At 32.8% G+C, this 25,862-nt stretch carries 24 protein-coding genes; 18 read left to right on the top strand and 6 right to left on the bottom strand.

The window, feature by feature from the left end; genetic code table 11:
* Positions 1–6 precede the first annotated feature (6 nt).
* The 11 genes from ACEWL1_RS07485 (at position 7) to ACEWL1_RS07435 (ending at position 9,565) form a co-directional block, all read left to right on the top strand.
* The gene (locus ACEWL1_RS07485; protein ID WP_409232674.1) at positions 7–1,047 is read left to right on the top strand and encodes a WD40/YVTN/BNR-like repeat-containing protein; all 1,041 of its coding nucleotides are present in this window, start codon (positions 7–9) and stop codon (positions 1,045–1,047) included.
* A 15-nt stretch (positions 1,048–1,062) separates the two neighbouring features.
* Complete coding sequence (locus ACEWL1_RS07480; protein WP_409232673.1) at positions 1,063–1,617, top strand: hypothetical protein; 555 nt, start codon at positions 1,063–1,065, stop codon at positions 1,615–1,617.
* Between the two features lie 12 nt (positions 1,618–1,629).
* Positions 1,630–2,868, top strand: coding sequence for a peptidase T (gene pepT / locus ACEWL1_RS07475; protein WP_409232672.1), 1,239 nt, complete (start codon positions 1,630–1,632; stop codon positions 2,866–2,868).
* 227 nt (positions 2,869–3,095) lie between these two features.
* On the top strand, positions 3,096–4,304 hold the full coding sequence (gene lysA, locus ACEWL1_RS07470) for a diaminopimelate decarboxylase (RefSeq protein WP_409232671.1): 1,209 nt from the start codon (positions 3,096–3,098) through the stop codon (positions 4,302–4,304).
* Between the two features lie 133 nt (positions 4,305–4,437).
* The gene (locus ACEWL1_RS07465) at positions 4,438–4,722 is read left to right on the top strand and encodes a DinB family protein (protein ID WP_409232670.1); all 285 of its coding nucleotides are present in this window, start codon (positions 4,438–4,440) and stop codon (positions 4,720–4,722) included.
* Positions 4,719–5,009: a hypothetical protein gene (locus ACEWL1_RS07460; RefSeq protein WP_409232669.1), complete on the top strand. Its 291-nt coding sequence runs from the start codon at positions 4,719–4,721 to the stop codon at positions 5,007–5,009. Before ACEWL1_RS07465 ends, ACEWL1_RS07460 begins: the two co-directional genes overlap by 4 nt.
* Positions 5,010–5,129: 120 nt before the next feature.
* The gene (locus ACEWL1_RS07455; protein WP_409232668.1) at positions 5,130–5,705 is read left to right on the top strand and encodes a Crp/Fnr family transcriptional regulator; all 576 of its coding nucleotides are present in this window, start codon (positions 5,130–5,132) and stop codon (positions 5,703–5,705) included.
* Positions 5,706–5,776: 71 nt separating this feature from the next.
* Positions 5,777–6,265: a hypothetical protein gene (locus ACEWL1_RS07450; protein ID WP_409232667.1), complete on the top strand. Its 489-nt coding sequence runs from the start codon at positions 5,777–5,779 to the stop codon at positions 6,263–6,265.
* 12 nt (positions 6,266–6,277) lie between these two features.
* Positions 6,278–6,700, top strand: a complete 423-nt coding sequence (locus ACEWL1_RS07445; protein WP_409232666.1) for a DUF2147 domain-containing protein — start codon at positions 6,278–6,280, stop codon at positions 6,698–6,700.
* Positions 6,701–6,776: 76 nt separating this feature from the next.
* Positions 6,777–9,173: a type IA DNA topoisomerase gene (locus tag ACEWL1_RS07440; protein ID WP_409232665.1), complete on the top strand. Its 2,397-nt coding sequence runs from the start codon at positions 6,777–6,779 to the stop codon at positions 9,171–9,173.
* Positions 9,170–9,565 carry a lipocalin family protein gene (locus ACEWL1_RS07435; protein ID WP_409232664.1) on the top strand — a complete coding sequence of 132 codons (396 nt, stop codon included), beginning with the start codon at positions 9,170–9,172 and terminating at the stop codon, positions 9,563–9,565. The genes ACEWL1_RS07440 and ACEWL1_RS07435 overlap by 4 nt, the downstream gene beginning before the upstream one ends.
* A gap of 39 nt (positions 9,566–9,604) precedes the next feature.
* Here the strand turns inward: ACEWL1_RS07435 and ACEWL1_RS07430 are convergent, their stop codons facing one another.
* Positions 9,605–9,823 carry a VF530 family protein gene (locus ACEWL1_RS07430; protein ID WP_409232663.1) on the bottom strand — a complete coding sequence of 73 codons (219 nt, stop codon included), beginning with the start codon at positions 9,821–9,823 and terminating at the stop codon, positions 9,605–9,607.
* Between the two features lies 1 nt (position 9,824).
* Positions 9,825–11,291 (bottom strand): aminopeptidase P N-terminal domain-containing protein, encoded by a 1,467-nt coding sequence (locus ACEWL1_RS07425; RefSeq protein ID WP_409232662.1) that lies wholly within the window; start codon positions 11,289–11,291, stop codon positions 9,825–9,827.
* Between the two features lie 191 nt (positions 11,292–11,482).
* On the opposite strand from ACEWL1_RS07425, the gene gcvT reads away from it, so the two are divergent.
* A complete protein-coding gene (gene gcvT, locus ACEWL1_RS07420) occupies positions 11,483–12,565 on the top strand; it encodes a glycine cleavage system aminomethyltransferase GcvT (RefSeq protein ID WP_409232661.1) in 1,083 nt (360 codons plus the stop codon).
* A 51-nt stretch (positions 12,566–12,616) separates the two neighbouring features.
* On the opposite strand, the gene ACEWL1_RS07415 is transcribed toward gcvT, so the two are convergent.
* The gene (locus tag ACEWL1_RS07415) at positions 12,617–13,150 is read right to left on the bottom strand and encodes a 1-acyl-sn-glycerol-3-phosphate acyltransferase (protein ID WP_409232660.1); all 534 of its coding nucleotides are present in this window, start codon (positions 13,148–13,150) and stop codon (positions 12,617–12,619) included.
* Positions 13,151–13,246: 96 nt separating this feature from the next.
* Between ACEWL1_RS07415 and ACEWL1_RS07410 the strand changes: the two genes are divergently transcribed.
* Entirely contained in the window at positions 13,247–14,530 is a 1,284-nt protein-coding gene (locus tag ACEWL1_RS07410; RefSeq protein WP_409232659.1) for a DNA recombination protein RmuC, read from the top strand.
* On the opposite strand, the gene ACEWL1_RS07405 is transcribed toward ACEWL1_RS07410, so the two are convergent.
* Together ACEWL1_RS07405 and glyA are read right to left on the bottom strand one after the other, a co-directional pair.
* Positions 14,531–15,769: a cation:proton antiporter gene (locus ACEWL1_RS07405; protein ID WP_409232658.1), complete on the bottom strand. Its 1,239-nt coding sequence runs from the start codon at positions 15,767–15,769 to the stop codon at positions 14,531–14,533.
* Positions 15,770–16,024: 255 nt separating this feature from the next.
* Positions 16,025–17,299, bottom strand: coding sequence for a serine hydroxymethyltransferase (glyA, locus tag ACEWL1_RS07400; protein WP_409232657.1), 1,275 nt, complete (start codon positions 17,297–17,299; stop codon positions 16,025–16,027).
* Between the two features lie 123 nt (positions 17,300–17,422).
* Here glyA and fahA point away from each other — a divergent pair, with 123 nt between their 5' ends.
* The 5 genes from fahA (at position 17,423) to ACEWL1_RS07375 (ending at position 24,890) form a co-directional block, all read left to right on the top strand.
* The gene (gene fahA / locus ACEWL1_RS07395; protein ID WP_409232656.1) at positions 17,423–18,712 is read left to right on the top strand and encodes a fumarylacetoacetase; all 1,290 of its coding nucleotides are present in this window, start codon (positions 17,423–17,425) and stop codon (positions 18,710–18,712) included.
* A gap of 527 nt (positions 18,713–19,239) precedes the next feature.
* A complete protein-coding gene (locus tag ACEWL1_RS07390) occupies positions 19,240–20,562 on the top strand; it encodes an APC family permease (protein ID WP_409232655.1) in 1,323 nt (440 codons plus the stop codon).
* 160 nt (positions 20,563–20,722) lie between these two features.
* The gene (locus tag ACEWL1_RS07385) at positions 20,723–22,510 is read left to right on the top strand and encodes a serine hydrolase (protein ID WP_409232654.1); all 1,788 of its coding nucleotides are present in this window, start codon (positions 20,723–20,725) and stop codon (positions 22,508–22,510) included.
* 2 nt (positions 22,511–22,512) lie between these two features.
* Positions 22,513–23,955 carry an amidohydrolase family protein gene (locus ACEWL1_RS07380; protein ID WP_409232653.1) on the top strand — a complete coding sequence of 481 codons (1,443 nt, stop codon included), beginning with the start codon at positions 22,513–22,515 and terminating at the stop codon, positions 23,953–23,955.
* Positions 23,952–24,890 (top strand): FAD-dependent oxidoreductase, encoded by a 939-nt coding sequence (locus tag ACEWL1_RS07375; RefSeq protein ID WP_409232652.1) that lies wholly within the window; start codon positions 23,952–23,954, stop codon positions 24,888–24,890. Before ACEWL1_RS07380 ends, ACEWL1_RS07375 begins: the two co-directional genes overlap by 4 nt.
* A 461-nt stretch (positions 24,891–25,351) precedes the next feature.
* Here ACEWL1_RS07375 and ytxJ read toward each other — a convergent pair whose 3' ends face one another.
* On the bottom strand, positions 25,352–25,747 hold the full coding sequence (gene ytxJ, locus ACEWL1_RS07370) for a bacillithiol system redox-active protein YtxJ (protein ID WP_409232651.1): 396 nt from the start codon (positions 25,745–25,747) through the stop codon (positions 25,352–25,354).
* Positions 25,748–25,862: the final 115 nt, after the last annotated feature.

Genomic DNA, 25,862 nt, shown 5'->3' with positions numbered 1-25,862 from the left:
ATTAAAATGAAAAAATGTATCCTTTTAGTGTGTCTTACAATTATCAGTTTTTCTTGTAAACAAGAATATGTAGTAAGAAGTTTTGAATCCGTTTCTATTCAAAAATTTGATATGGACAGCACAAGTATTAGAGCAATCATTGCTGTAAATGCTGATGAACTCTTATTTGCTGGTTCTCGTGGAGATATTGGCCTAACTGATGATGGCGGCAAAACATGGGATATTGAATATTTAAAATATCAAAATTCTATAGTACCACATTTTAGAAGTTTAGCTAAAACAACTTCTGCTGTTTTTGCGTTATCTGTTGCAAATCCTGCCTTGTTGTATAAAATTTCTGACGGAGAAAAAACAGTAGTTTATAAAGAAGAACACGAAAAAGTATTTTATGATGCCATGACTTTTTTAGATGATAAGACAGGCATTGCTATTGGAGATCCTATTGATGGTTGTACATCAATTATTATGACAAATGATGGTGGTAATTCTTGGAAAAAAATTGATTGTGCTAATTTGCCTGAAGTCCAAGAAGGAGAAGCTTCTTTTGCTGCAAGTAATACAAACATTGCTTTTCATAAAAATAACATTTGGGTAGTAACTGGAGGAACAAAAGCGAGAGTTTTAAAATCGGCCGACAAAGGAAAAACTTGGGAAATTATTGAAACTCCGTTTGTGCAAGGAAATGGGCCACAAGGAATTTATTCTGTAGATTTTTATGATGAAAATAATGGAATAATTGTAGGTGGAGATTTCTCTAAACCGGAAGAAAATAGAGCAAATAAAGCAATTACTGTTGATGGTGGAAAAACGTGGACTTTAGTTGCAGACGGACAAGCACCTAATTATAAAAGTTGTGTAAAATACATTCCTGGCACAAAAGGAAAAGAAGTAATTGCTGTTGGAAAAACTGGTGTTTCTTTTTCTAATGATGGCGGAACAACTTGGAAAGATATTAGCAAAGATGGGTATTATACCATTGATTTTGTAGATAAAAATACGGCTTGGTTGTCTGGTCATGAAAAAATTGGGAAATTGGTTTTAAAATAATTTCTTTCGTATTAAATGAAACTTTTTTTTACACTTTTCTTGTGCTGTTTGATTTTTTCTTCGTGTAATGAATCTTCTGCATTAGCAAAAGAATTTTCTTGCTCAAACATTAAATTTTCTGGTGATTTAGAACACAATACAGACATAAAAAAAACGTTTAGCATTCAGATTCCCAAACATTGGAAAACCAATTTATTTTACAACGATTTGCAATCTTCAATTTATTTTGCAGACACCACCAAACAATTAACAGAAAGCGTTTTAATAGACATTACACATATTAAAAGTGATTATAAATTTGATACTGCTTTTAAAAAATCAATTTCAACAAACGATTCTATTCAACAACTTGTAAATAGTAAAAAAGCACAATTTTCTTTTTTAGAGAACAATGCTTTTTACGCTGTTTCTAAAGGTAAAAAAGGCAATTTCCCGTATCAGATAGTAAATATATTTATCCATAAAAATTCAATAAATTCTTATCATATCAAAACAGAAATCTATGGAAATGCTCACATCAACGAACGTCTTTGTAAAGCAATTAATTTGATAAACACCTTAGAATTATAACAACATAAGAAGATGAACAGAGAGAAAATGATCAACAGATTTATAAGTTATGTAAAAATAGACACAGAATCTGATCCAAACAATCCTGCTTTTCCGAGTACTAAAAAACAATGGAATTTAGCCAAAGTACTTGTTAAAGAACTTCAAGAAATTGGAATGTATGATGTTACCTTAGACGATAATTGTTACATCATGGCAACTTTGCCAAGCAATATCGATTATAAAGTCCCGACTATTGGGTTTGTTGCACATATTGATACAAGTCCAGATTTTACAGGCGCAAATATAAATCCGCAGATTCATGAAAATTACAACGGAGAAGACATCGTTTTAAACGAAAAGGAAAACATAGTACTTTCTCCAGATTATTTTGAAGATTTATTACAGTACAAAGGTCAGACGATCATTACAACAGACGGAACAACATTGCTTGGTGCAGATGATAAAGCGGGCGTTACAGAAATTGTTTCTGCGATGGAATATCTGATCAATCATCCAGAAATTAAACACGGTAATATTAGAATTTGTTTTACACCAGATGAAGAAGTTGGTAAAGGCGCCCATTTATTTGATGTCGAAAAATTTGGTGCAGCATGGGCATATACAATGGACGGAAGTCAAGTTGGAGAATTAGAATACGAAAATTTTAATGCTGCTGGCGCTGTAGTAACTATTGAAGGGAAAATTGTACATCCAGGGTATGCAAAAGGTAAAATGATCAATTCGATGTTGATTGCAAATGAGTTTATTAGTGCGTTACCAAAAAATGAAATTCCGCAAGAAACTACGGATTACGAAGGGTTTTTCCATTTGCACGATATGCACGGAAATGTAGAAAAAACCACCTTAGAATATATTATTAGAGATCATGATATGGATTTGTTTTTAAAACGAAAATCAGATTTTGAAAATATAGCAACTGCAATCAATCAAAAATTAGGAAAAGAATTGGTTTCTGTTCAGATAAAAGATCAATATTACAATATGAAGGAAAAAGTAGTTCCGGTAATGCATATTGTAGATATCGCCGAAGAAGCAATGCTAGACTTAGGGATAAAACCATTAATTAAAGCAATTCGTGGCGGAACAGACGGTTCTCAATTATCATTTAAAGGATTGCCTTGTCCAAATATTTTTGCTGGCGGACATAATTTTCATGGTCGTTATGAATATATTCCAGTAGAATCAATTATAAAAGCAACACAAGTAATTGTTAAGATTGCAGAGAAAGTTGCTGTTCAATTTAAATAAAATATAGATCTCTCGACTCCGCTCGAGATAACAATCAAAAAGTCATTTCGAGTGAAGTGGTACGAAATCGAGAAGTCTTACAATAAATTAGTCCCTTTAGGTTTTCAACAACGTTAGAAATAACGAAATGAATTAACAGAATAAATTATATTGTTAGATTTTAAAGAACATGAATAGTAGTTTGTAATTATTTTTTACATTTACCAACTTAATTTTAGAATACAGAAATGAATAGCAACTCTTTATTGCAATTAGCAAAAAAATATGGAAGTCCTTTATATGTTTATGACACAGATAAAATTACTTCGCAATACAACAGAATTACCAACGCATTTTCTGGGGTTAAAAATGTAAAGATCAATTATGCAGTAAAAGCGCTATCAAATATCAATATTTTAAAAGTATTTAAACAATTAGGTTCTAATTTAGATACGGTTTCTGTTCAAGAAGTTCAATTAGGTTTGGCAGCTGGCGTATTGCCAGAAAACATCATCTTTACGCCTAACGGCGTTTCTTTAGAAGAGATTGAAGAAGTTGCTGCTTTGGGCGTTCAAATTAATATTGACAACCTTTCTATTTTAGAATTGTTTGGTCAAAAACATCCAACAATTCCGGTTTGTGTGCGTATCAATCCTCATGTGATGGCTGGCGGAAATTCTAAAATTTCTGTTGGGCATATCGATTCTAAATTCGGAATTTCGATGTATCAAGTTCCTTTGATTAAACGTGTGATGGAAAATACCAATATGCGTATAAACGGAATTCACATGCACACAGGTTCAGATATTTTAGATATCGATACTTTTTTACGCGCAACAGAAATTCTGTTTGATGTTGCAGCACAATTCAAAAATCTAGATTTTATTGATTTTGGAAGCGGATTTAAAGTGCCGTATAAAGAAGGAGATATTTCTACAGACATCCAGCAATTAGGAAAACAATTAACAAAAAGATTCAATGATTTTTGTGTAGAATATGGTAAGGAATTGACCTTGATGTTTGAACCAGGAAAGTTTTTGGTAAGCGAATCTGGTTATTTCTTAGCCAAAGTTAACGTGATCAAGCAAACAACTTCTACTGTTTTTGCGGGAGTTGACAGTGGCTTTAATCATTTAGTAAGACCAATGATGTACGATTCTTATCATCATATTACAAACATTTCAAATCCAAAAGGAAGAGAACGCTACTACTCTGTTGTCGGTTATATTTGTGAAACAGATACGTTTGGAACCAACAGAAGAATTAACGAAATTACAGAAGAAGATGTATTGTGTTTCCACAATGCTGGTGCGTATTGTTTTTCAATGGCTTCTAATTACAATTCTCGTTTTAAACCTGCCGAAGTAATGGTACACAACGGAAAAGATTATTTGATACGTAAAAGAGAAACTTTTGATGATATTCTAAGAAATCAAGAAACCATAGACCTTTCTTAGTTATTTTTGAATTAATTTGATTTAGCTTGGTGTAATGACAAAAAAATCTGTTATCTCGAAATAAAACAGGATAAAAACGTAAATACCTACATTCAACGAGTTATATATAAGCTGAAATATTAAATTCTTTGTTATGGAAAACTGGACTATACAAATAAAAGAAAATACTCAAAATTTTGTTGAGGCTTTTGGTAATTTAAGTATCGAACAATTGAATTGGAAACCCAACTCAGAAACTTGGAGTATAGCGCAAAATATTGACCATTTAATTGTAATTAATAAAAGTTATTTCCCAATAATTGAATCTATTCGAAAAAGGACTTATAAAATTCCGTTTTATGCGAAAGTTGAATTCTTAGTTTCGTTTTTTGGAAGAACTGTTTTAAAAGCGGTTCAACCAGATAGGAAAAAAAAATGAAAACGTTTCCAATTTGGGAACCTACTAAAAGTGAAATACCTATTGGGATTCTTGATAGATTCAAAGAACACCAGTTTCAACTTAATCAATTGATTGAGAACTCTAAAGATTTGATTGAAAAACAAACAATAATCTCTTCACCTGCAAACAAAAGTATTGTTTATAAGTTAGAATCGGCATTTGAGATCATTGTTACCCATGGAAAGAGACATTTTGAGCAATCAAAGGAGATTTATTCATTAATGGAGAAACAAGCCAGCTCAGTTTCTAACATTGTAGATACTTAATTACTTCCGAATCTCCTTGTCCAAAATCCACACGAATTAATTATCTTTCCGCAATGGCGGAAAGTAGATCGCACTCTTGACCGCAAAAAACCATACACAAACATGTTGCAACAATTAAAAATGAGTGAATTCTACACATATATTAATAGTATTAGTTCAATAAATGAAGAGGCTTTAAAGGAACTCCAAAAATGCTTCAAGCCATTACTACTTCGTAAAAATGATTTTTTTGTTCAAGAAGGAGAAAATGCTCAACAAATTGGCTTTCTAAATAAAGGAATCATAAGAGCCTTTTTCTTAAATCAAGAAGGAAAAGAATATAACAAACAATTTTTTGTTACTCCTTCAATTATTGGTGCCTACTCTTCTCTACTCACCAAACTACCAAACAAAATAGCGCAACAAGCATTAACGGATTGTGAAATTCTTGTTGCCAATTTTAACGATATCGAAAAACTGTATGACAAATTTCATGATGTAGAAAGATTGGGCAGAAAAATTGCGGAATTTTATTTTTTAGAGAAAGAGCAAAAAGAAATTGAAATGGCGCTACTTGATGCAGACAAAAGGTATTTATTGATGAGAGAACGCTTTCCTACTATCGAGTTAATTATTCCACAATATCACATCGCTTCTTATTTAAGCATCTCTCCAACTCAATTGAGTAGAATCCGAAGAAAATTGAAAGAATCCTAATTTCTTTACATATGTACATGTTAGAATAAATATGTTCATTTAGTTTTGCATCAAATTAAATTGACAACTATATGAATCGAGCTTTAGGATATTTTTTAATTGCAGTTTTCTCCATATTTTTTGGAAGTCAAGTTAGCGAAGGCTTCTTATTAGTTCCTTATTGGAAAAGTTTATCTGCACCAGCATTTTATAAATACTATTCTCAATTTGGATTGACAATAGGAAGGTTTTACACAATACTTACTATTATTGCTGCTCTGATTCCTGTAAGCATCAGTATTTATGGTTTTTATAAAAAATCTAATGCACTAACATATTCACTGATATCCACCGTTTTTACTTTTTCATGTATTGCCTTATTTTATATATATTTTAAAGGGATCAATCAACAGTTTTTTAATGCAAGTTTTAATCCTACTCAATTAAAATCTGAATTAGAAACTTGGGAATATGTACACTGGTTTAGAGTATTTTTAGAATTAATAGCATTGATTTTCTTAATGTTGTCTTTAACTGTTCTGACAAAAAAAGAATTGAATACTAACATACAAACAATTTAAAAATCAACTCAAATGAAATATTTAAGCATCCTTTTTATAATGGCATTAAGTCTTACTGTCAATGCGCAAACAATTGTTGGACAATGGGAAACCTTTGATGACAAAACCAAAGAAAAAAAAGCAGTTATTGAAGTTTACAAAACAAACGATCGTTATTTTGCTAAAATAGTTAAAAGTTATACCAGTGAAGAAAGTGCTGTTTGCGATATTTGTAAAGGATCAAAAAAAGGGCAACCAATACTTGGCTTGGTAATCATTGAAAACATCAAAAAAGATGGAGATGAATTTAATGGCGGAACGATTATGGATCCAGAAAATGGAAAAACGTACAAGTGTTATTTAGAGTTAGTAGATAATAATATGTTAAAAGTAAGAGGTTACCTTGGATTTGCTGTTTTTGGAAGAACTCAATATTGGGTTCGAAAAAAAGAATAACGTTATAGAATAACGTTCGCGAAACGTATTTTTTCTACAAGATTTTTACTACTTTTCAGTTTCAAAATTCAACCAAATGAAAGTATGTATTGCAGAGAAACCAAGTGTAGCAAAAGAAATTGCTAACATCCTAGGTGCCAATACAAAACGTGACGGATATTTTGAAGGAAACGGTTATGCAGTAACGTATACGTTTGGACATTTATGTACACTTTTAGAACCAAAAGATTACAAACCACATTGGAAAAGTTGGGATTTGAACAATTTACCCATGTTGCCAGAAAAGTTTGAAACTAAAGTAACGAGCAATGACGGAATCCAAAAACAATTCAATATTGTAAAATCGTTGTTTGACAAAGCAAGTGTCATCATCAATTGTGGTGATGCCGGTCAAGAAGGAGAATTGATTCAGCGTTGGGTCATCAATCAATGTAATTACAAAGGAAAAGTACAACGACTTTGGATTTCTTCCTTGACTGAAGAAGCAATCAAAGAAGGATTTAACAATCTTCATCCAGCAGAAAGATATGACAATTTGTATTATGCTGGCTTTTCAAGAGCCATCGGAGATTGGTTATTAGGCTTAAACGCAACGCGTTTATACACCGTAAAATTTGGCGGTTACAAACAAGTATTGTCTGTTGGAAGAGTGCAAACGCCAACGTTGGCAATGTTGGTCAATCGTTTTAAAGAAATTGAAAACTTTAAGCCACAGCCTTATTGGGAATTACAAACTACGTACAGAAACACACTTTTTAATTATGAAGATGGACGTTTTTTAAAACAAGAAGACGGACAAGTATTAGCAAATAAAGTAAAAGAAGCTGATTTCGAAATTGTTTCTGTAACCAAGAAAAAAGGAAAAGAATACGCTCCGAAATTATTTGATTTAACAGGATTGCAAGTCTATTGTAATAATAAATTCGGGTTTTCTGCGGATGAAACGCTGAAAATGGTTCAGAAGTTATACGAAATGAAAGTAGTTACGTATCCAAGAGTAGATACTACTTTTTTACCAAATGATGTATATCCAAAAGTTGCAGGAATATTAGCTAAACTAACCCATTACAATCAGCTTACACAACCACTTTTAGGAAAGAAAATAAAGAAATCGAAACGGGTTTTTGATGACAGAAAAGTAACCGATCACCATGCGATTATTCCGACCGGAATACAAACCAACTTGCAGTACAATCAGCAACAAGTATATGATATCATCACCAGAAGATTTATTGGAGCTTTTTATCCAGATTCTGATGTTTCTAATACTTCGGTAATCGGAAAAGCTGCGGATGTTCCTTTTAAAACTACAGGAAAAGAAATTATTTCTAAAGGATGGCGTTTTGTTTTCGAAACTAGATCTCTCGACTCCGCTCGAGATGACAAAACAGATAGTAAAAATAGTATTGTGCTTCCTTCTTTTGTAAAAGGAGAAAAGGGCGCTCACGAACCATCATTTTTAGAAAAAGAAACTAAACCACCAAGAAACTTTACAGAAGCTTCTCTCCTACGCGCAATGGAAACTGCAGGTAAACAAGTTGATGACGATGAAATGCGTGAGCTGATGAAAGAAAACGGAATCGGAAGACCATCAACAAGAGCAAGTATTATAGAAACATTATTTCGAAGAAAATATATTGAACGTAAAAAGAAATTGGTATTGCCAACACAAACGGGAATTCAATTAATTGATTTAATAGATAATGAATTGTTGAAATCTGCCGAGTTAACTGGACGTTGGGAAAAACGATTGAAAGAAATTGAACGCGGAGAATTCAACGCTGGAACTTTCATCAACAACATGAAAAAAATGGTGGATGAATTGGTTTATGAAGTACGGTCTAATACTTCTAAAATTAGAATCTCTCATGAATCTTCTGTCATTTCGAGCACAGTCGAGAAATCTCCTAAAAAGAAACCAAAAAACAAGAAAGAAGTCACAGGTAAAACCTGTCCAAAGTGTAAAAAAGGAACACTCTTAAAAGGCTCAACCGCTTTTGGTTGTTCAGAATACAACAAAACATGTGATTTCTTAATGCCGTTTGAATTCTTAGGGAAAAAGATTTCAGAAAATCAACTCATTCGTTTATTAGAAAAGAACTCGACTACCAACCTAAAAGGATTTACAACAGATTCAGGAAAAGTTGAAGGCTTGATACGTTTTGATGAGAATTTCAACTTCAAACTAGAAGCTAAAAAAAGCACCGTTAACAGCAATGTGTCATCTCGAGCGGAGTCGAGTGATCTTTCTTCTCAAACAGAAACCATTTCTTGCCCTAAATGTAACAAAGGAACCGTTTTAAAAGGCAAAACGGCCTACGGTTGTTCTGAATACAAAACCGGTTGCGATTTTGTGTTTACGTTTGAAAACATCAAAAAAATTGCCAATGGAAAACCACTGACGAAAGAGTTGGTTTTGAGTATTCTAAAGAATAATGCTTATATTCACTTCAGTTTAAAAAATCAGTTATGAAAAAAATAGTATTAGTCTCTTTTATATTCCTTCTAGTAAGTTGCACAAAAAATGAAGAAATAAACGAATTAACCTTTATTGGTAAATGGAAATTAATAGAGAGTTTTGGAAGTGATGGTGTTACTAACCCTGCATGGAATTCTGTTTCTAATGGTTATGTTTATGAGTTTTCAGAAAATCTAACTTTTACAAGAACACAAACCCAAACAAATTGCAGAGAAGGGTACTATACATTTGAAAATGATGTACTTACGTTAACAAATTCTTGTTCATTGAACTCTAATCTTATATATTCATTTAAAATTTCTTATGATGGAAATAATCTTATTTTAACACCTAAATTTCTTGATTGTATTGAAGGATGTGGTTTGAAATATGAAAAAATTCAATAAAAAAAACCTCACTAAATTTAGTAAGGTTTTTTTTATATTTTATCTAATAGTGTCTAAATACAATTTCTCAACTTTATCTCTAGCCCAAGGCGTTCTTCTTAAAAACTTTAAACTCGATTTCATTGTTGGATTGTTTCGAAAACAATTTACATTGATTAGTTCTCCCATTTCTTCCCAACCATATTCGTTGTGTAAATGTTCTAAAATATCGGCAAGTTTAATTCCGTGTAACGGATTATTAGGTTGAGTTTCACTCATATTATTCTTTATCTAAATCTGGTAATGTATAGGTTGCGAAGATACTTTTTTGCTTCATCATTTTTTCAATTTCATCAGATTTTCTTGGAGCATCAGCAGATAAATTAACGGGACCATTTTTAGTTACTAAAATGTCATCTTCTATTCGAACTCCAATTCCCCACCATTTTGGATCACAATCGCTTCCTTCTGGAATGTAAATTCCTGGTTCCATTGTTAACACCATATTTTCTGCAAAAGTGGTGTAATTTCCTGGATCATGTACATCTAAACCAATATGATGCGATGTTCCGTGAGGAAAATATAAATGTCTTGCATCAACCGATTTTATGATTCCTAATTTGTACAAACCTTCATTAATAATTTTACGAGCCGTTTGTCCTGGTGTACTAATCTTACCTCCTATTACATATTGAGCAATACCAGCTTCTTGAGCTTCATATACCAAATCGTAAATCAACTTTTGTTCTTTAGAAAATTTTCCGTTTGCAGGAATTGTACGCGTAACATCTGCTGTATAGCCACGATATTCTGCTCCTAAATCCATTAAAACCAAATCGTTATTCAGATTCATTTTATTGTTTTCTCCATAATGTAAAATACAACCATTATTTCCTGCTCCAACTATTGACGGATATCCTTCATATTCTGCTCCATATTTTTTATATACAAATTCATGAATACCTTGTACTTCTGTTTCAGACATTTTTGGATGCATTGCTTTCATAATTTCAACTTGTCCCATTGCAGAAATACGCACTGCTTTTTTAAGCAATACCAATTCTTCTTTGGTTTTAACTTCTCGTAAAGTTGCCATTATGCCACCCAATGCTTTAACATCTATATTGGTTGCTAATTTTATGTTTTTGTCTGTAGCCGGAATTTTACTTGTAGACGTTTGATAAGAGATTTTCGTTTTAAACGTCTCAATTAAATCATATAAATCTGCTTTGTTTCTTTTATCATCTCTAACATCATTTTTAAAGTCTTCGAAAATGATTTTATCAAATTTTGAGAAATCAACTGAAATATTGGCAAAATCTTCTCCATTAAAAACATCTTTAAAACCAAGTGTTTTCTGAACTCCTTCAATACCTAATCGATAGCCGTTCCACATTTCTGCTCTTGCATCTCTTCGTTGGATGTAAAACAGTTCGTTATAAGAACCTTTTTCTGATTGTTGTTCATCAGAAAAAATTAACAATACAGAGTTTTGTTCTCTATACCCTGTTAAATAATAGAAATTTGGATCTTGATGATACACATAATCTACATCGTTTGCTCTATTTCTAGTTGGATTTGCAAAGAAAACTGCAACAGAGTTTTTTGGCATTTTAGCACGTAAAGCTTCTCTTCTTTCTTTGTGAAATGTACTTGATAAGAAATCTTTTGGCAAATCTTTTCCTTGAGAAAAACTAAATGTGGTAGTAAATAGCAAAAGTGCTATTAGAGTTTTTTTGGTATGCATTTTAAATAATTTATTAAAGTTGATCTCTCAAATGTACTGTTATTTCATAATATGAATAAAAATAAAGAGGTAATATTAACAAAATATTAGTGAATTATATAAAAACTATTCGCTGTTATATAGAACTATAATTCTACATTTTTAATACATTAGCAAAAAAATTAACAAACAACAAAATAGACACAATTAGAATGAAAAACACAGCGCTAACTCACATCCACGAAGCTTTAAACGCTAAAATCGTTCCTTTTGCTGGTTATAATATGCCAGTTTCTTATGAAGGAATTAACATAGAACACGAAACGGTTAGAAAAGCTGTAGGCGTTTTTGATGTAAGTCATATGGGAGAATTCTTTTTAAAAGGAGAAAATGCCCTGGCTTTAATTCAGAAAATTGCTACAAATGATGCTTCAAAATTAACACCTGGTAAAGCACAATATAGCTGTATGCCAAATAATGATGGCGGTATTGTAGATGATTTAATCATTTACATGATTGCAGATAATGAATATATGTTGGTGGTTAATGCCTCTAATATTGAAAAAGATTGGAACTGGATTGCTGCTCATAACGACTTAAATGTTACCATGACAAACAAGTCTGATGACTGGTCTTTATTAGCCATTCAAGGTCCTAAAGCTGTTGAAGCAATGCAATCTCTAACTTCTGTAGATTTATCAACCATACAGTTTTACACGTTTCAAATTGCAGATTTTGCAGGATTAGACAACGTAATTATTTCTGCTACTGGTTATACAGGTTCTGGCGGATTTGAAGTATATGTTAAAAATGAAGATGCAGAAGAATTATGGAACAAGGTTTTTGAAGCTGGTGCTGATTTCGGAATCAAACCTATTGGTTTAGCTGCTAGAGATACCTTACGTTTAGAAATGGGTTATTGTTTGTACGGAAATGACATCAACGATACCACATCTCCTTTAGAAGCTGGTTTGGGTTGGATTACAAAATTTACAAAAGACTTTGTAAACTCTGATGCTTTAAAAGCGCAAAAAGAAAATGGTGTAACTCGTAAATTGGTTGCTTTTGAATTGTTAGAACGCGGAATTCCAAGACAAGATTACGAGATTGTTGATGCAGACGGAAATGCAATTGGCGTTGTAACTTCTGGTACTATGAGTCCGTCTTTAGGAAAAGGAATCGGTTTAGGGTATGTAACCAAAGAAAACTCGAAATTAGATACAGACATATATATTCAAGTGCGTAAAAAAGCAATTCCTGCAAAAGTGGTAAAATTGCCTTTTTATAAAGGATAATTAAATATAGATTGACTAAAAAAAAACCTGCTTATTAGCAGGTTTTTTTATTTAATATTGTTTCGGTTTCTTTGCCATATCTGGACTAAAGAAAGATTGAAAATAGGCGAAATCTTTTTCTATATCCTCTGTAATATAATACGGTTCAGAGATCTTTACTTGCTTGTTTTTATAATCTAATGTTGCCATAACAACAGGAACTTTTGCCCCTTTGGCTATATAATAAAAACCAGTTTTCCACTTTGCTATTTTTTGCCTTGTTCCTTCTGGCGATAATGCCAATCTAAATTCTTCTTTAGACTGAAACACTTGCACAATGGCATCCACCAAATTATTGCTTTTAGACCTGTCTACTGGTGCGCCTCCTAAACTTCTAAAAATAAAGCCAAACGGACCTTTAAACAAAGAGTCTTTACCTATAAAATTGATTTTGACTCCTGTTGTATTTCTTGCTAAAATTCCGATCGGAAAATCTTGCCAACTTGTATGTGGCGCAGCAATAACTACATATTTTTTAAGTTCTTTCGGAAAGTTGTTGATTAATTTCCAACCTAAAATAGTACTAAATATAAATTTTGAAATCATAGAGAGTCAATAAGTTTACAAATAAAACACATATTATTATGTACACAAATATAAAACTCTTAATTTTAGTATCTTTAAAAGATTCTATCAAAAGTTATGGAAATTACCTTACAAATACTGATGCTCATTGGTTTAGCTGCAACCCTATTTTATCTTTATAAAACAACCAATAGCAATGCTGCTAGAAAACCTGATGATGAAGCCTTAAAAATGCAACAGCAATTAAATAATCAGCTGCGAGAAGAGTTGCAAAAACTGAGAGATGAAAAAGAATACTTAACCATAGAAAACACCAAGAATAAAACTGATAATGCCAATCTCAAAGAAAAATTAGAACTCAACAAACAAGATGTAGAAAAGCTACAAGAAAAGTTTACCAAAGAGTTTGAAAACCTAGCAAACAAAATCTTAACGGATAACTCAAAAACCTTTAAAGAACAAAATAAAGAAAGTATTGAGGGCATTTTAAATCCTTTAAAAGAAAAAATAGATGGATTTGAAAAGAAAGTAGCCGAATCTCAAAAAGAAAGTATCGGAATGCATTCTGCACTAAAAGAGCAATTGCGTGGATTAAAAGACTTAAATCTACAAATGAGCAAAGAAGCCATCAACCTAACAAAAGCGTTAAAAGGCGATTCTAAAGTTCAAGGTGATTGGGGAGAAACACAGTTAGAAATGTTGCTAGAGAAAGCAAATCTTACCAAAGGAATTCATTTTGAAACACAAGGCGGATACAGAGATGATGAAGGGAAACTAAAAAAGCCCGATTTTATCATCAACTTACCAGATGATAGGCATTTAATTATCGATTCTAAAGTATCGTTAACGGCGTATGAAGCCTACACAAGTGCTGAAGAAGATACTGATAAAGATAACAGTTTAAAGAAACATTTAGAAAGTCTTAGAAAACATATCAAAGACCTAAGCAGTAAAAAATACGACAGCTTGTACGAGATCAACACACCAGATTATGTACTAATGTTTGTACCTATAGAACCTGCTTTAATGATAGCTTTAAACAACAGCAACGACTTGTATTTAGAGGCTTTAGATAAAAATGTGGTATTGGTTTCTACCTCAACCTTATTGGCAACCTTAAGTACTGTTTCTTCGATGTGGCGACAAGAGAATCAAAAGAAAAATGTATTGGCAATTGCAGAGCAAGCAGGTAAATTATACGACCAGTTTGTAAATCTTACGGATGATTTAATCAAAGTAGGAAATCAATTAAAAACAGTACAAGGAAGTTATGATACTTCTATGAAAAAGCTCACCGGAAAAGGAAACTTAATCACAAAAGTAGAGCGCATAAAAGTACTGGGTGCAAAAACAAGTAAAAATCTAAACAAAAACTTATTAGATAGAGCTACGGAAGAGTAACTAAACCTTCAACTTCTTTACCAACTTTCCAACAGTTAATCCTTGAACAATTATTGAGAAGATAACAACGATATAGGTAATTACCAAGAATAAATCTCTGTGCATTTCATTGGTCAATCCTAAAGCTAAAGCGATGGAGATTCCGCCACGCAAACCACCCCAAGTCATAATTAAGTTGGTGTTTGGCACAAAGTCTAGTTTCTTTCTAAAGAAGTTAATCGGAATTAATAAGGATAAGAATCTACATACTAATATTAACGGAATTGCAATCAATCCAGCAATAATATAATCTCCTTCTACTACTAAAACAAGCATTTCCATTCCGATCATTACAAACAAAATAGCATTCAGTAAAATATCTAATAATTCCCAAAACTTATCTACATAATGTTCTGTAGTTTCTGACATGGCAGCGTTTCTAATAGTATCATTTCCTACAATTAAACCAGCTGTTACCATGGCTAAAGGAGCCGATAAATGCAAATACTGCGCAATTACTGTTCCGCCCATTACAGCAGCAACCGTAATAATAACTTCAATATCATAATCGTTTATAGATCTTAACAATCTGTACGTAATCCAACCTAAAACAGCTCCCAAAAGGATTCCACCCAACACTTCTTTTCCGAAGAGTTGTAAAACATCTACTACTTCTATTTTATCTACTCCAAAAGAAGCGATTTGAAAAATAGTTAAGAACACTACCACTCCAACGCCATCATTAAATAAAGACTCGCCAACTATCTTTGTTTCTAGTTTCTTAGGAACATTTGCTTTCTTTAAAATTCCGAGTACCGCAATCGGGTCTGTTGGAGAAATCAACGCTCCGAAGAGCAAACAATAAATAAAACCTACTTGCATCCCAACAAGTTGCAACACGTAATACATGCTAATTCCTACTAAAAAAGTAGATGCTAAAACACCTAAAGTAGAAAACATAAGCACGGGCCAACGTTGTATCTTTAGTTGGTTAAAGTTGGTATGTAACGCGCCTGCAAACAACAAAAAACTAAGCATTTCTTCTAACAACAATTCTCTAAAATCTATTTTAGAAATCATTTCTTTTTCAAAATTCAACAACGTAGGATCTAAATAACTAAATGCAATTACACCCAAAGTAAATACAATGGTAATCATCATTAAGCCAATAGTATTTGGCAGTTTTAAAAAGCGGACATTGAGATACCCAAATAGTGCAGCTAAAAAAATAAGTATGGTGGCAATTAAATAAGTATCCATTGTTGTGTGATTTTAAAAGTATAAATATATAACTAACTATTGTTCTTTACTAAAAAACAAAAAAGCAGCCAAAGTTGGCTGCTTTTATATATAAATTAGATTGTCAGGTCGAGCGGAGTCGAGACCTATAACCTCTCGACTAGTTGCACTAGCTACCTTCAATTAAAATGTATTTTAATTTCGCTAATGCTCGAGGAGACAATGTGGTTGCATTGACCAAACAATGTCAAAACATTGACCAAACAATCTTATCATTTACATCACAAACAAACGTCTTGCAGACATCATTTCTTCTACGCGTTCTCCGATTGCTGCTAAAGCGGCATCGTTATCGTGGTTCTGAATGGCTTCATCTATAAAGTCAACAACTTGTTGCATGTCTTCGGCTTTTAAACCTCTTGTGGTAACTGCTGGTGTACCCACTCTAATTCCTGAAGTTACAAACGGGCTTTTATCATCAAAAGGCACCATGTTTTTGTTTACCGTAATGTCGGCTTTCCCTAAAGCTATTTCGGCATCTTTTCCAGAAATGTTTTTGTTTCTTAAGTCAATCAACATCATGTGATTGTCTGTTCCTCCAGAGATAATATGATATCCTTTGGCAACAAATGCTGCTGCCATTGCTGCTGCGTTTTCTTTTACTTGCAATTGGTATTCTAAAAACTCGTCTGTTAATGCTTCGCCAAATGCAACTGCTTTGGCTGCAATAACGTGTTCTAACGGTCCGCCTTGATTCCCAGGAAACACTGCCGAGTTAATTAATGTAGACATCTTTTTAGGTTTTCCACTTTTTAAAGTTTCTCCAAACGGATTGTCAAAATCTTTACCAATTAGAATCATTCCTCCTCTTGGCCCACGTAATGTTTTGTGTGTTGTAGTTGTAACAACATGACAATGTGGTAACGGGTCGTTTAAAATTCCTTTGGCAATCAATCCCGCAGGATGTGAAATATCTGCCATTAAAATAGCTCCAACACTATCAGCAATTTTTCTAAAACGCTCAAAGTCCATATCTCTAGAATAGGCAGAAGCGCCCGCAATAATTAACTTTGGTTGGTGCTTTTTAGCTTGTGCTTCTATATGATTGTAATCTATCCTTCCGGTTTCTTTATCCACTCCATAAAAAACAGGATTGTACAATTTACCAGAAAAGTTTACTGGAGAACCGTGTGTTAAATGTCCGCCGTGCGATAAATCGAATCCTAAAATAGTATCACCAGGTTGTAAACAAGCAGCAAATACTGCTGTGTTAGCTTGACTACCAGAGTGTGGTTGCACATTTACATATTCTGCTCCAAACAATTCTTTGGCTCTGTCTATGGCAATTTGTTCTACAATATCTACAATTTCACATCCACCGTAATAACGTTTACCAGGATATCCTTCTGCATATTTATTGGTTAAAATTGAGCCTTGGGCTTGCATTACTTGATCGCTTACAAAGTTTTCTGAAGCAATTAATTCCAAACCATTTTGTTGTCTTTCTTTTTCTTCTTGAATTAGGTCAAAAATTTGATTATCTAGTTGCATTGTTGTTTGTTTTAATAAAGATTATCAAAAGTAGTAAAAATCATTTTGCAACTAACAACTTTCTGCTATATTTGATAAAATTTTAATAACATTGGTTTAAAAACTAATACTATATATATTCAGATGAAATTAACGGCTAATAATCCCAACAGAAAATCGTGGTTACATGTTTCTAAAGATTCAGATTTTCCAATACAAAACATCCCATTTGGGGTATTTATAACGAAAGATGATATTATTACCATCGGAACACGAATTGGAGATTACGCCATCGATTTAGGTGCTTTGCATCAATTAGGATATTTTGATGGGATACCGCTTACAGACGATATCTTTTTGCAAGATTCTTTAAACGATTTTATTGCCGACGGACGCAAAACTTGGCGTTTGGTGCGCAATAGAATTGCAGACATCTTTGACGTTACTAAAAGCGGTTTAAGAGATCATAAAGAGCACAAAGCAGAAATTATTTTTAGAATGGAGGAAGTAGAAATGTTATTGCCAGTTACAGTTGGTGATTATACTGATTTCTATGCAAGCAAAGAACATGCTACTAATGTAGGTACTTTATTCCGTGATCCAGAAAATGCCTTAATGCCAAACTGGTTGCATGTACCTATTGGATATCATGGTAGAAGTTCTTCTATCATTCCGTCTGGTACACCTATTAGAAGACCTTACGGACAATCGAAACCTGCTGAAGGAACCAATACTCCGGGATTTGGACCGTCTAAATTATTAGACTTCGAACTAGAAATGGCGTTTATCACTACAGATTCTAATACCTTAGGAGATCGTATTTCTATTGAAGAAGCAGAAGAATATATTTTCGGAATGGTCTTGTTTAACGACTGGTCGGCAAGAGATATACAAGCTTGGGAATACCAACCTTTAGGTCCATTTTTAGGAAAGAACTTTGCTTCTACCATTTCTCCTTGGATTGTTACGTTGGATGCTTTAGAGCCTTTTAGAACTGATAATCCGAAGCAAGTACACAAACCTTTGCCATATTTACAAATTGATGGTAAGAAGAGTTACGACATCAAATTGCAAGTAGGTATTAAACCAGAAGGAAAAGAAGAAACGGTGGTTGCCAACTCTAACTTTAAATATATGTATTGGACCATGGTGCAACAATTGGCGCATCATACTGTAAATGGTTGTCCGGTAGAAGCTGGAGACATGATGGGTTCTGGTACTATTTCTGGCCCTACAAAAGACAGTTATGGTTCTATGCTAGAGTTGTCTTGGCGTGGTCAAAATCCTATTAAATTAAACGACGGTTCTGAGCGTAAATTTATCAATGATAATGATACGGTTATTATGCGTGCTTATTGTGAAAACGAGGAACGTAGAATTGGTTTTGGAGAATGTACTGGTAAAGTATTGCCTGCGATTCCGTTTAAGAAGTAATGTGTTCAACAAATTGAAACAATATAATAAGGATGCTCTATGAGTGTCCTTTTTTTATACTCCACCCTATTTATATCATAGTGTCATTCCTGCCAAAGCAGGAATCTATCTTTATCGAAATAAAAAAACTTTTTGATAATATATAAAAAAACAAAGCATTTATTTAATATTCTGGATTTAAAACCTGCATGCTTCTGATTTTTGTAATAATTCAAGATATGTGAAATAGAGAAGTATACAAAATAGCTTGCAGTCTGACAGGTAACGTGAAACGCGTTGTAAGGTTATAGAAAATTAAAAATAAGTTTATATTTTTGGTTCTTTTCATCAATGGAAGAGAACAATATATAAATTAACTCTTTATCGTTATTATTTTTTCTCTCCTCCTTTCTATTTCGTTTAATAATAGTATTTTTAGCTTCAAACATAAAAATATCTTTAAAAACTTAAATCTATATATGCTTCATCATAAACTCTTCTTCTTCTTGGTTTGGCTTACTTAATTTATGCAATAAAACTCAACAAAAATGTCCATTAGCAATAATCAAAAAAAATTAAAACGTGTGGTAAGTGTAACAGGCTTATCACTTAATATTATAAACATAACTATTGGTGCGGGTATTTTTGCTTTACCTGCAATTGTAGGTGTAGAACTAGGCGCATTTAGTGTTTTCGCTTATATATTTTGTGGGATTATGATGGCAGCCATAATGCTTTGTTATGCAGAGATAGGAACACGCATTACAAATACTGGAGGTAGTTATGCTTATGTAGTTGCTGTATTTGGTAATTTTGCGGGGTTTATAGTAAATTGGTTGGTTGTTTTTGGCTTTAGTATTTTAGCAGGTGCAGCACTAATGAATGTGATTGCTGATTCTCTTGCTGTACTTTTTCCTGTGTTCGCAAATCTATGGATTCGCGGTTCATTATATTTTGTAATTCTCTTATCTTTAGTGCTGACAAATATTCGTGGAGCAAAACAAAGTATTACTTTTATAAAAGGGATTACAATCATAAAATTACTCCCATTGTTTTGTATTATTATCTTTGGTTTCAGTCTTGTAAATCCAAATAATTTTCAATGGGAACATTTACCTACAGTTAATACATTTGGTAATACAACTCTTGTTTTATTTTTTGCCTTTGTCGGTTTTGAATTAGCATTAGGTACAAGTGGAGAAATCAAAAATCCGAAACGAACTATCCCTTTAGGTATTTTGTTTGGTGGTGCATCAGTAATTATTTTGTATTTGGTATTGCAAATAATTACACAAGGTATTCTCGGACAACAAATGGAATCGGTTAAAGACGCACCTTTAGCAGCAGTTGCAGAAAGAATTGTGGGTTCTTTTGGTGGTACGATACTATTGATTGCCGCTGCTGTTTCGTGCTTTGGTACGATAAGCTCCATTGTTTTAAATACACCTCGCGTATTATATGCAGGTGCTAATGATGGGTTATTTCCAAAATTTCTTAGTAAAATACACCAAAAATTTGCGACTCCTTATTGGTCTATAATTTGTTTGGCTGCAATGATATTTATTTTTTCTGTTTCAAGCGGGTTTAAACAATTAGCAATAATGGCAAGTGCTTCTATACTTCTTATTTACCTGTTTGTTATTTTGGCAACTATAAAATTAAGAATGAAGAAAAAAAGTATCTCTAAAGAAACATTTAAAGTCCCTGGTGGATTGATAATTCCAAGTATAGGTATTGCATCTATTATTTGGTTATTGAGCAGTTTAAAAAAAGGGGAAGTGGTTTCAATAGTTCTTTTTATTGTCTTTATAACTGCAATCTACTTTGTAATGAGATTGGTGAAAAACAAAATAACAAAGCCTAAAGAATAGTAACACAACAAGGATTGGTTTATAAATTTAATGCGTTGTACTAGCCTATCTACAAAAATATTTGGGTTTTCCATTCGGATTTTATTTGCTAAATTTAGTGCTTAAATCATGTACATAAACCTTGGCAACAAGCCGGACTTTATAGTAAAACAAATTTAATATGCAAACAAAATACATTACCTGCCTGCTTCTTTTTATGAGCACAACTTTTTTTGCACAAACTAAGCTTAATGAAAAAAGCCTTGACAAAAAGCTCAAAGAATTACAAAAAGCGACTCAAACTGTAGGTTTTTCAGTTGCAATAGTTAAAGGAAATAAAATTATCTACTCCAAAGGATTTGGATACAGAGATTTAGATAAAAAATTAAAAGCAGACGAAAACACCTTATTTGCCATTGGCTCAACTACAAAAGCATTTACTGTAGGTTTACTTGGTATTATGGAAAAAGAAAAAGGCCTAAAATTTACAGACAGTCCTCGAAAATATTTACCAAAATTAGATTTTTATAACGATGAGTTAAACAATAAAATCACCATTTTAGATATTATAAGTCACCGAACAGGTTTACCTCGACATGATTTTTCTTGGTATCTATTTCCTTCTGAAAGTAAAGACAGCCTTTTGGCTCGTATAAAATATCAAGAACCATTTACTGGAATAAGACAGCAATGGTTTTATAATAATTTCATGTATTTGGCTCAAGGTTTAATTACAGAAAAATTAACAGGGAAAAGTTGGGAAGACAATGTTCGAGAACGTTTTTTTAAACCACTTCAGATGTCGACTTCAAACTTAACTATTGAAGAGCTACAAAAACAATCTAATATTTCTAAAGGGTATTCATTACAAAATTTTGAAACCAACACATTAACCCCTTACTACAATATTGCAGCAATTAGCCCTGCTGGAAGCATAAATAGTAGTGCAAAAGAAATGGCAAACTGGCTAAAGATTTGGTTAAATGAGGGAAAATTTAACAACTCCCAAGTTTTACCTAAAAAATATGTTGAAAAGGCCATCAATCCTTTAATGTTAGTTGGTGGCGGAATCGCTGACAAACAATTTCCAGATCAACATTTAAATAGCTATGGATATGCCTGGTTTACGTCTTCTTACAAAGGGCATTACAGATTAGAACATGGCGGAAATATAGATGGATTTACAGCAAATGTTTCTTTTTTCCCTACCGATAAAATTGGAGTTGTAGTACTCGCCAATCAAAATGGTTCTTTATTACCTACTTTAATTAGAAACGCCATTTCTGATGAAATTTTAAACCTAAAAGAAACCGATTGGGTTGGCTATTACCAAAAAAGAATAGACCAAGCTAAAAGGCAACTAAGAGGAAACAAAAAGAAAGAAAAAGAAAACAAAGTTTCCAACACCAAACCAATACATAGCTTAACAGAATATACAGGAAGTTATAACCATAAAGGATACGGAACTTTTAAAATTGAAATGAAAAACGATTCCCTTTGGGCAAAATTCACAAGAGAAAAAGCCTATTTGAAACACGTACATTATGATATTTTCAAACCAAATGCAGTTAAAAAAAACAAAGTAACTACAGGCGGTTTTGGGTTTAATTTCAACTTTCAAACCAATGATTTAGGAGACATCGAGTCTGTAAAACTAAAATTAGAACCTACGTTAAAACCACTCGTTTTTAAAAGAAGCCTAGAAGAAGTAACCGTTACTAAAAAAACCTTAAACAAATATGTAGGTAGTTATCTACTCTCTGGAACCGAGGTACAAATCGCTATTAAAAATAAAAACTTAACCCTTTCTATACCCGGACAGCCAGAATATACGTTGATCCCCATAAAAGAATCAGTGTTTTCAATCAAAGGATTAGCAGGATACAAAGCAGAGTTTAAAGAGAACAGTGGTAAATTAAATTTAGTGCTACATCAACCTAACGGAACCTTTACAGCCATAAAAAAATAACAATGATTTTAAAAAGACATCTATTTTTAGCAATGCTAATTGCTCTTGTTTCATGTAATTCGAACAAAAAAACATCCTATGATATTGTCATAGAAAATGCTCGAGTTATTGACCCCGAAACCAAGACAGATAAGATATTGAACGTGGCTATTTCTGGTGATAAAATTGTAGAAATAAGCAACAACAAGCTAATAGGAATTAAAACGATAGATGGAACAGGTAAAATTCTATCTCCTGGTTTTATAGACTTACACGCACACGGACAAACCAACAAAGAAAACGAATACCAAGCTTTTGATGGGGTCACTACTGCATTAGAATTAGAAATTGGTGTAGATACCTTAGCGCAATTTTACCAAGCTAGAAAAGGAAATTCCTTATTAAATTATGGTGCATCTGCAAGTCAGTTAGCGTACAGAAACAAAACAATTGCAAACAACGATCGAGTTTATAGAAGTATTTTCCGAGAACTAAAAGATCCTGTTGCAGAGCAACAACTACCAGAAAGCAAGTTTCCTATTCTTAGAAACAAACTAAAAAATGCTCTACATAATGGAGCAATAGGTATTGGAATTCCTGTTGGTTATTTACCAAACGCTTCTATAAAAGAAATTGCCGATGTGTATGCTTTTGCTGGAGAAATTAAAGTCCCTGTGTTTTCTCATGTCAGAGAGGGCGGCGCTATTGCTTTTCAGCAAGTGATTTCTGATGCCATACTAAACAAAACACAATTACACATTTGTCATCTACCGAGCATGGCAAGAAAAGATATTGATTTTTGCTTGAAAGAAATAGAAAAAGCACAAGCGTTAGGATTTCCCATTACAACAGAACTATATCCTTACACTGCAGGAAATACCGAAATTGGCTCTGCAATTTTTAATGAAGGTTGGCAAGAAAGGTTAGGTTGTACATATGAAGATTTACAATGGGTTAAAACCAACGAACGTTTAACCGCAGAAACTTTTGAAAAATACAGAAAACAAGGTGGTTCTGTTATTGTGCATATGATGAAAGAAAGTTGGGTAGATAAAGTAATTGCTTCTAACGTATCTATGATTGCTAGTGATGGTGGAGGATATTCGCCAGCAGGTCATCCAAGAGGATCCGGTACTTTTAGCAAAACAATTAGAGAATATGTGAACGAAAAAAAATTAATAAGTATTAATACTGCAATCCATAAAATGACTTTAATGCCAGCTAAAGTGCTAGAAAATATAGTTCCTGATATGAAATTAAGAGGTAGAATTCAAAAAGGGTGTTATGCAGATGTATTGCTTTTTGATGTAACTAAAGTAAAAGACAATGCCACTTATAGCAATGGTTTTGTAAAATCATCAGGAATGGATTATGTGATTGTAAATGGCACTATTCTTATTGAAAATGGTAAAATGCAAACAAACACTTTCCCTGGAAAAGGTATAAAAAGTGAAATAAAATTATGAAATCTGTAACAGTAATTGGTTGTGGTATTGTAGGAATAACCACAGCCATTAAGCTACAAGAAAAAGGGTTTAAAGTTACCATAATTGCCAAGGAACGTTTTGATAAAACTTTATCTAGTAAAGTGGGTGCTATTTGGTTTCCGTTTGAAATACATCCTAAAGAAAAAACCAACAATTGGGCTGCACTTGCTTATAAAGAATACCTGTTAGATGTTGTTACAGGAAATGGTGTTTCCTTTATTCCTTTTATTACAGCGTATAACAAAGACAGTAATACTGAATGGACACATCTGTTACCAAAAAATGCCGTTAGAAAAGCACTCGTATCCGAATTACCAAAAGGAATAGAAACTGCATTTATTTCTACCGTTCCGCTAGCCGAACCGTTGTTGTATCTACCGTATTTGTTCAATAGATTTAGTGAAAATGGTGGCATTTTTAAAGAACAAAAGATTGTGAGTCTTCAAGAAGCATCTGCAGTAAATTCCTTGGTGATTAATTGCACTGGTTTAGGTGCAAAAAAATTATGCAATGATGATGATTTACAGCCTATGCGTGGACAAATATTGCGTTGCAAAAAAATGGAGATTCCGTCTTGTGCAGATTCCACTAAAAAAGGAGCATTAAGCTACGTTATTAATCGTAGTGAAGATTGTGTAATTGGAGGTACAGATTATGAAAACGATTGGAACACCAATGTTGAAATAAACGACACTTACTTAATTATCAATCGGCTTTTACAAGAAGGCTTATCGCAAAAAGAACCTGAGATCATCGAAGAAATTGTAGGTTTAAGACCTAAAAGAAGTGCTGTTCGTTTTGAGTTTGATAAAGGTTTCTCTAATATCTTTCATAATTACGGCCATGGTGGTGCAGGGTTTACTGTAGCTTGGGGGTGTGCTATTGAACTTGCTGAAATAATAGGTATAGATTGATAGTAGTTTATTATTTATGTTCTTTTTCTTTTCCAATGCTGACCTCTCAACTACGTTCGAGATAAATTCCAAGAACCAAAAATCTAGTCTTATTATAGAATTCTAAAAAAAAACTTCACTATCGCATCCAGACCATTGCACTCTTTGGTCACTTAGCCATTTCATTCCTTTTAAATTCTTACTGAAATTATAAGTAAGATGGATTAAGATTGTAGCTAAAATTAATAAGATTGATATACATTGCTACTTAGAGCCTTTGTCCCTTTGCAATTTTTAAAATAAGTTTTGAGTTTTTAGTAGTTAGTAGTTAGGGTTTAGTAGCAACTCTCTTGTCTCTTGTCTCTTGTCTCTTGTCTCTTGTCTCTTTCACCTTTACAACTCTCTTGAATCTTGCTTTTAGCTATTCAGTTTTAGTTTTTCACACTGCACCTTTTTCCTTCTAAAACTTTTCAAACACAAACCTAGTACTCCAACTCCAAAATATCATAATGCGAAGCATGTCCTACCAAAACTCCCTCTTTAAGAACAAGCAATTGCGGAGATTGGTGCGGTACCTGAAACTTAGCGGCAATTTCGTTAGAAAGGTCTCTATAATTTAATAAATCTAAAAAATACAAATGCACTACAACATCCTTGGCGTCAAATACCTTTTCTAACTGTCTTAATACCATTCTACTTATAATACACCGAGTGGAGTGTTTAAAAATAAGCACTGTATCTTGTTTAGCTATTTTCTGTAGGTCATCTAGCTGTGCGATGGTTGTTAAAGGAATCCACTGAACAGTAGGTGTACTCTTTTTTATTTTTTCTTTACTTTCTTCAGAGTTGGTAGTAAAAATATTTTTTAAAAAGCTCATGTAGTTGGTTTTTTTGTTATGGGGAATTACAATCAACCTTTCTAATCGGTCATAAAGTCAGTAAAACCAAGTGATTAATAGACAAAATGGCTTATAATTTTACTGATTTTCAATT

Origin of the sequence: Polaribacter gochangensis (assembly GCF_046224025.1) — a bacterium.
Lineage (GTDB): Bacteria > Bacteroidota > Bacteroidia > Flavobacteriales > Flavobacteriaceae > Polaribacter > Polaribacter gochangensis.
This window is presented reverse-complemented; position numbering and strand designations above follow the sequence as displayed.

What these genes read in the sequence shown, in the direction of transcription:
- gcvT (WP_409232661.1), top strand. Translation starts at nt 11,483, where the DNA reads ATGAAAAACACAGCGCTAACTCACATCCACGAAGCTTTAAACGCTAAA.
- ACEWL1_RS07385 (WP_409232654.1), top strand. Translation starts at nt 20,723, where the DNA reads ATGCAAACAAAATACATTACCTGCCTGCTTCTTTTTATGAGCACAACT.
- ACEWL1_RS07455 (WP_409232668.1), top strand. Translation starts at nt 5,130, where the DNA reads ATGAGTGAATTCTACACATATATTAATAGTATTAGTTCAATAAATGAA.
- lysA (WP_409232671.1), top strand. Translation starts at nt 3,096, where the DNA reads ATGAATAGCAACTCTTTATTGCAATTAGCAAAAAAATATGGAAGTCCT.
- ACEWL1_RS07410 (WP_409232659.1), top strand. Translation starts at nt 13,247, where the DNA reads ATGGAAATTACCTTACAAATACTGATGCTCATTGGTTTAGCTGCAACC.
- ACEWL1_RS07440 (WP_409232665.1), top strand. Translation starts at nt 6,777, where the DNA reads ATGAAAGTATGTATTGCAGAGAAACCAAGTGTAGCAAAAGAAATTGCT.
- pepT (WP_409232672.1), top strand. Translation starts at nt 1,630, where the DNA reads ATGAACAGAGAGAAAATGATCAACAGATTTATAAGTTATGTAAAAATA.
- fahA (WP_409232656.1), top strand. Translation starts at nt 17,423, where the DNA reads ATGAAATTAACGGCTAATAATCCCAACAGAAAATCGTGGTTACATGTT.
- ACEWL1_RS07485 (WP_409232674.1), top strand. Translation starts at nt 7, where the DNA reads ATGAAAAAATGTATCCTTTTAGTGTGTCTTACAATTATCAGTTTTTCT.
- ACEWL1_RS07450 (WP_409232667.1), top strand. Translation starts at nt 5,777, where the DNA reads ATGAATCGAGCTTTAGGATATTTTTTAATTGCAGTTTTCTCCATATTT.
- ACEWL1_RS07390 (WP_409232655.1), top strand. Translation starts at nt 19,240, where the DNA reads ATGTCCATTAGCAATAATCAAAAAAAATTAAAACGTGTGGTAAGTGTA.
- ACEWL1_RS07380 (WP_409232653.1), top strand. Translation starts at nt 22,513, where the DNA reads ATGATTTTAAAAAGACATCTATTTTTAGCAATGCTAATTGCTCTTGTT.
- ACEWL1_RS07415 (WP_409232660.1), bottom strand. Translation starts at nt 13,150, where the DNA reads ATGATTTCAAAATTTATATTTAGTACTATTTTAGGTTGGAAATTAATC.
- ytxJ (WP_409232651.1), bottom strand. Translation starts at nt 25,747, where the DNA reads ATGAGCTTTTTAAAAAATATTTTTACTACCAACTCTGAAGAAAGTAAA.
- ACEWL1_RS07430 (WP_409232663.1), bottom strand. Translation starts at nt 9,823, where the DNA reads ATGAGTGAAACTCAACCTAATAATCCGTTACACGGAATTAAACTTGCC.
- ACEWL1_RS07460 (WP_409232669.1), top strand. Translation starts at nt 4,719, where the DNA reads ATGAAAACGTTTCCAATTTGGGAACCTACTAAAAGTGAAATACCTATT.
- ACEWL1_RS07375 (WP_409232652.1), top strand. Translation starts at nt 23,952, where the DNA reads ATGAAATCTGTAACAGTAATTGGTTGTGGTATTGTAGGAATAACCACA.
- ACEWL1_RS07405 (WP_409232658.1), bottom strand. Translation starts at nt 15,769, where the DNA reads ATGGATACTTATTTAATTGCCACCATACTTATTTTTTTAGCTGCACTA.
- ACEWL1_RS07435 (WP_409232664.1), top strand. Translation starts at nt 9,170, where the DNA reads ATGAAAAAAATAGTATTAGTCTCTTTTATATTCCTTCTAGTAAGTTGC.
- ACEWL1_RS07425 (WP_409232662.1), bottom strand. Translation starts at nt 11,291, where the DNA reads ATGCATACCAAAAAAACTCTAATAGCACTTTTGCTATTTACTACCACA.
- ACEWL1_RS07480 (WP_409232673.1), top strand. Translation starts at nt 1,063, where the DNA reads ATGAAACTTTTTTTTACACTTTTCTTGTGCTGTTTGATTTTTTCTTCG.
- glyA (WP_409232657.1), bottom strand. Translation starts at nt 17,299, where the DNA reads ATGCAACTAGATAATCAAATTTTTGACCTAATTCAAGAAGAAAAAGAA.
- ACEWL1_RS07465 (WP_409232670.1), top strand. Translation starts at nt 4,438, where the DNA reads ATGGAAAACTGGACTATACAAATAAAAGAAAATACTCAAAATTTTGTT.
- ACEWL1_RS07445 (WP_409232666.1), top strand. Translation starts at nt 6,278, where the DNA reads ATGAAATATTTAAGCATCCTTTTTATAATGGCATTAAGTCTTACTGTC.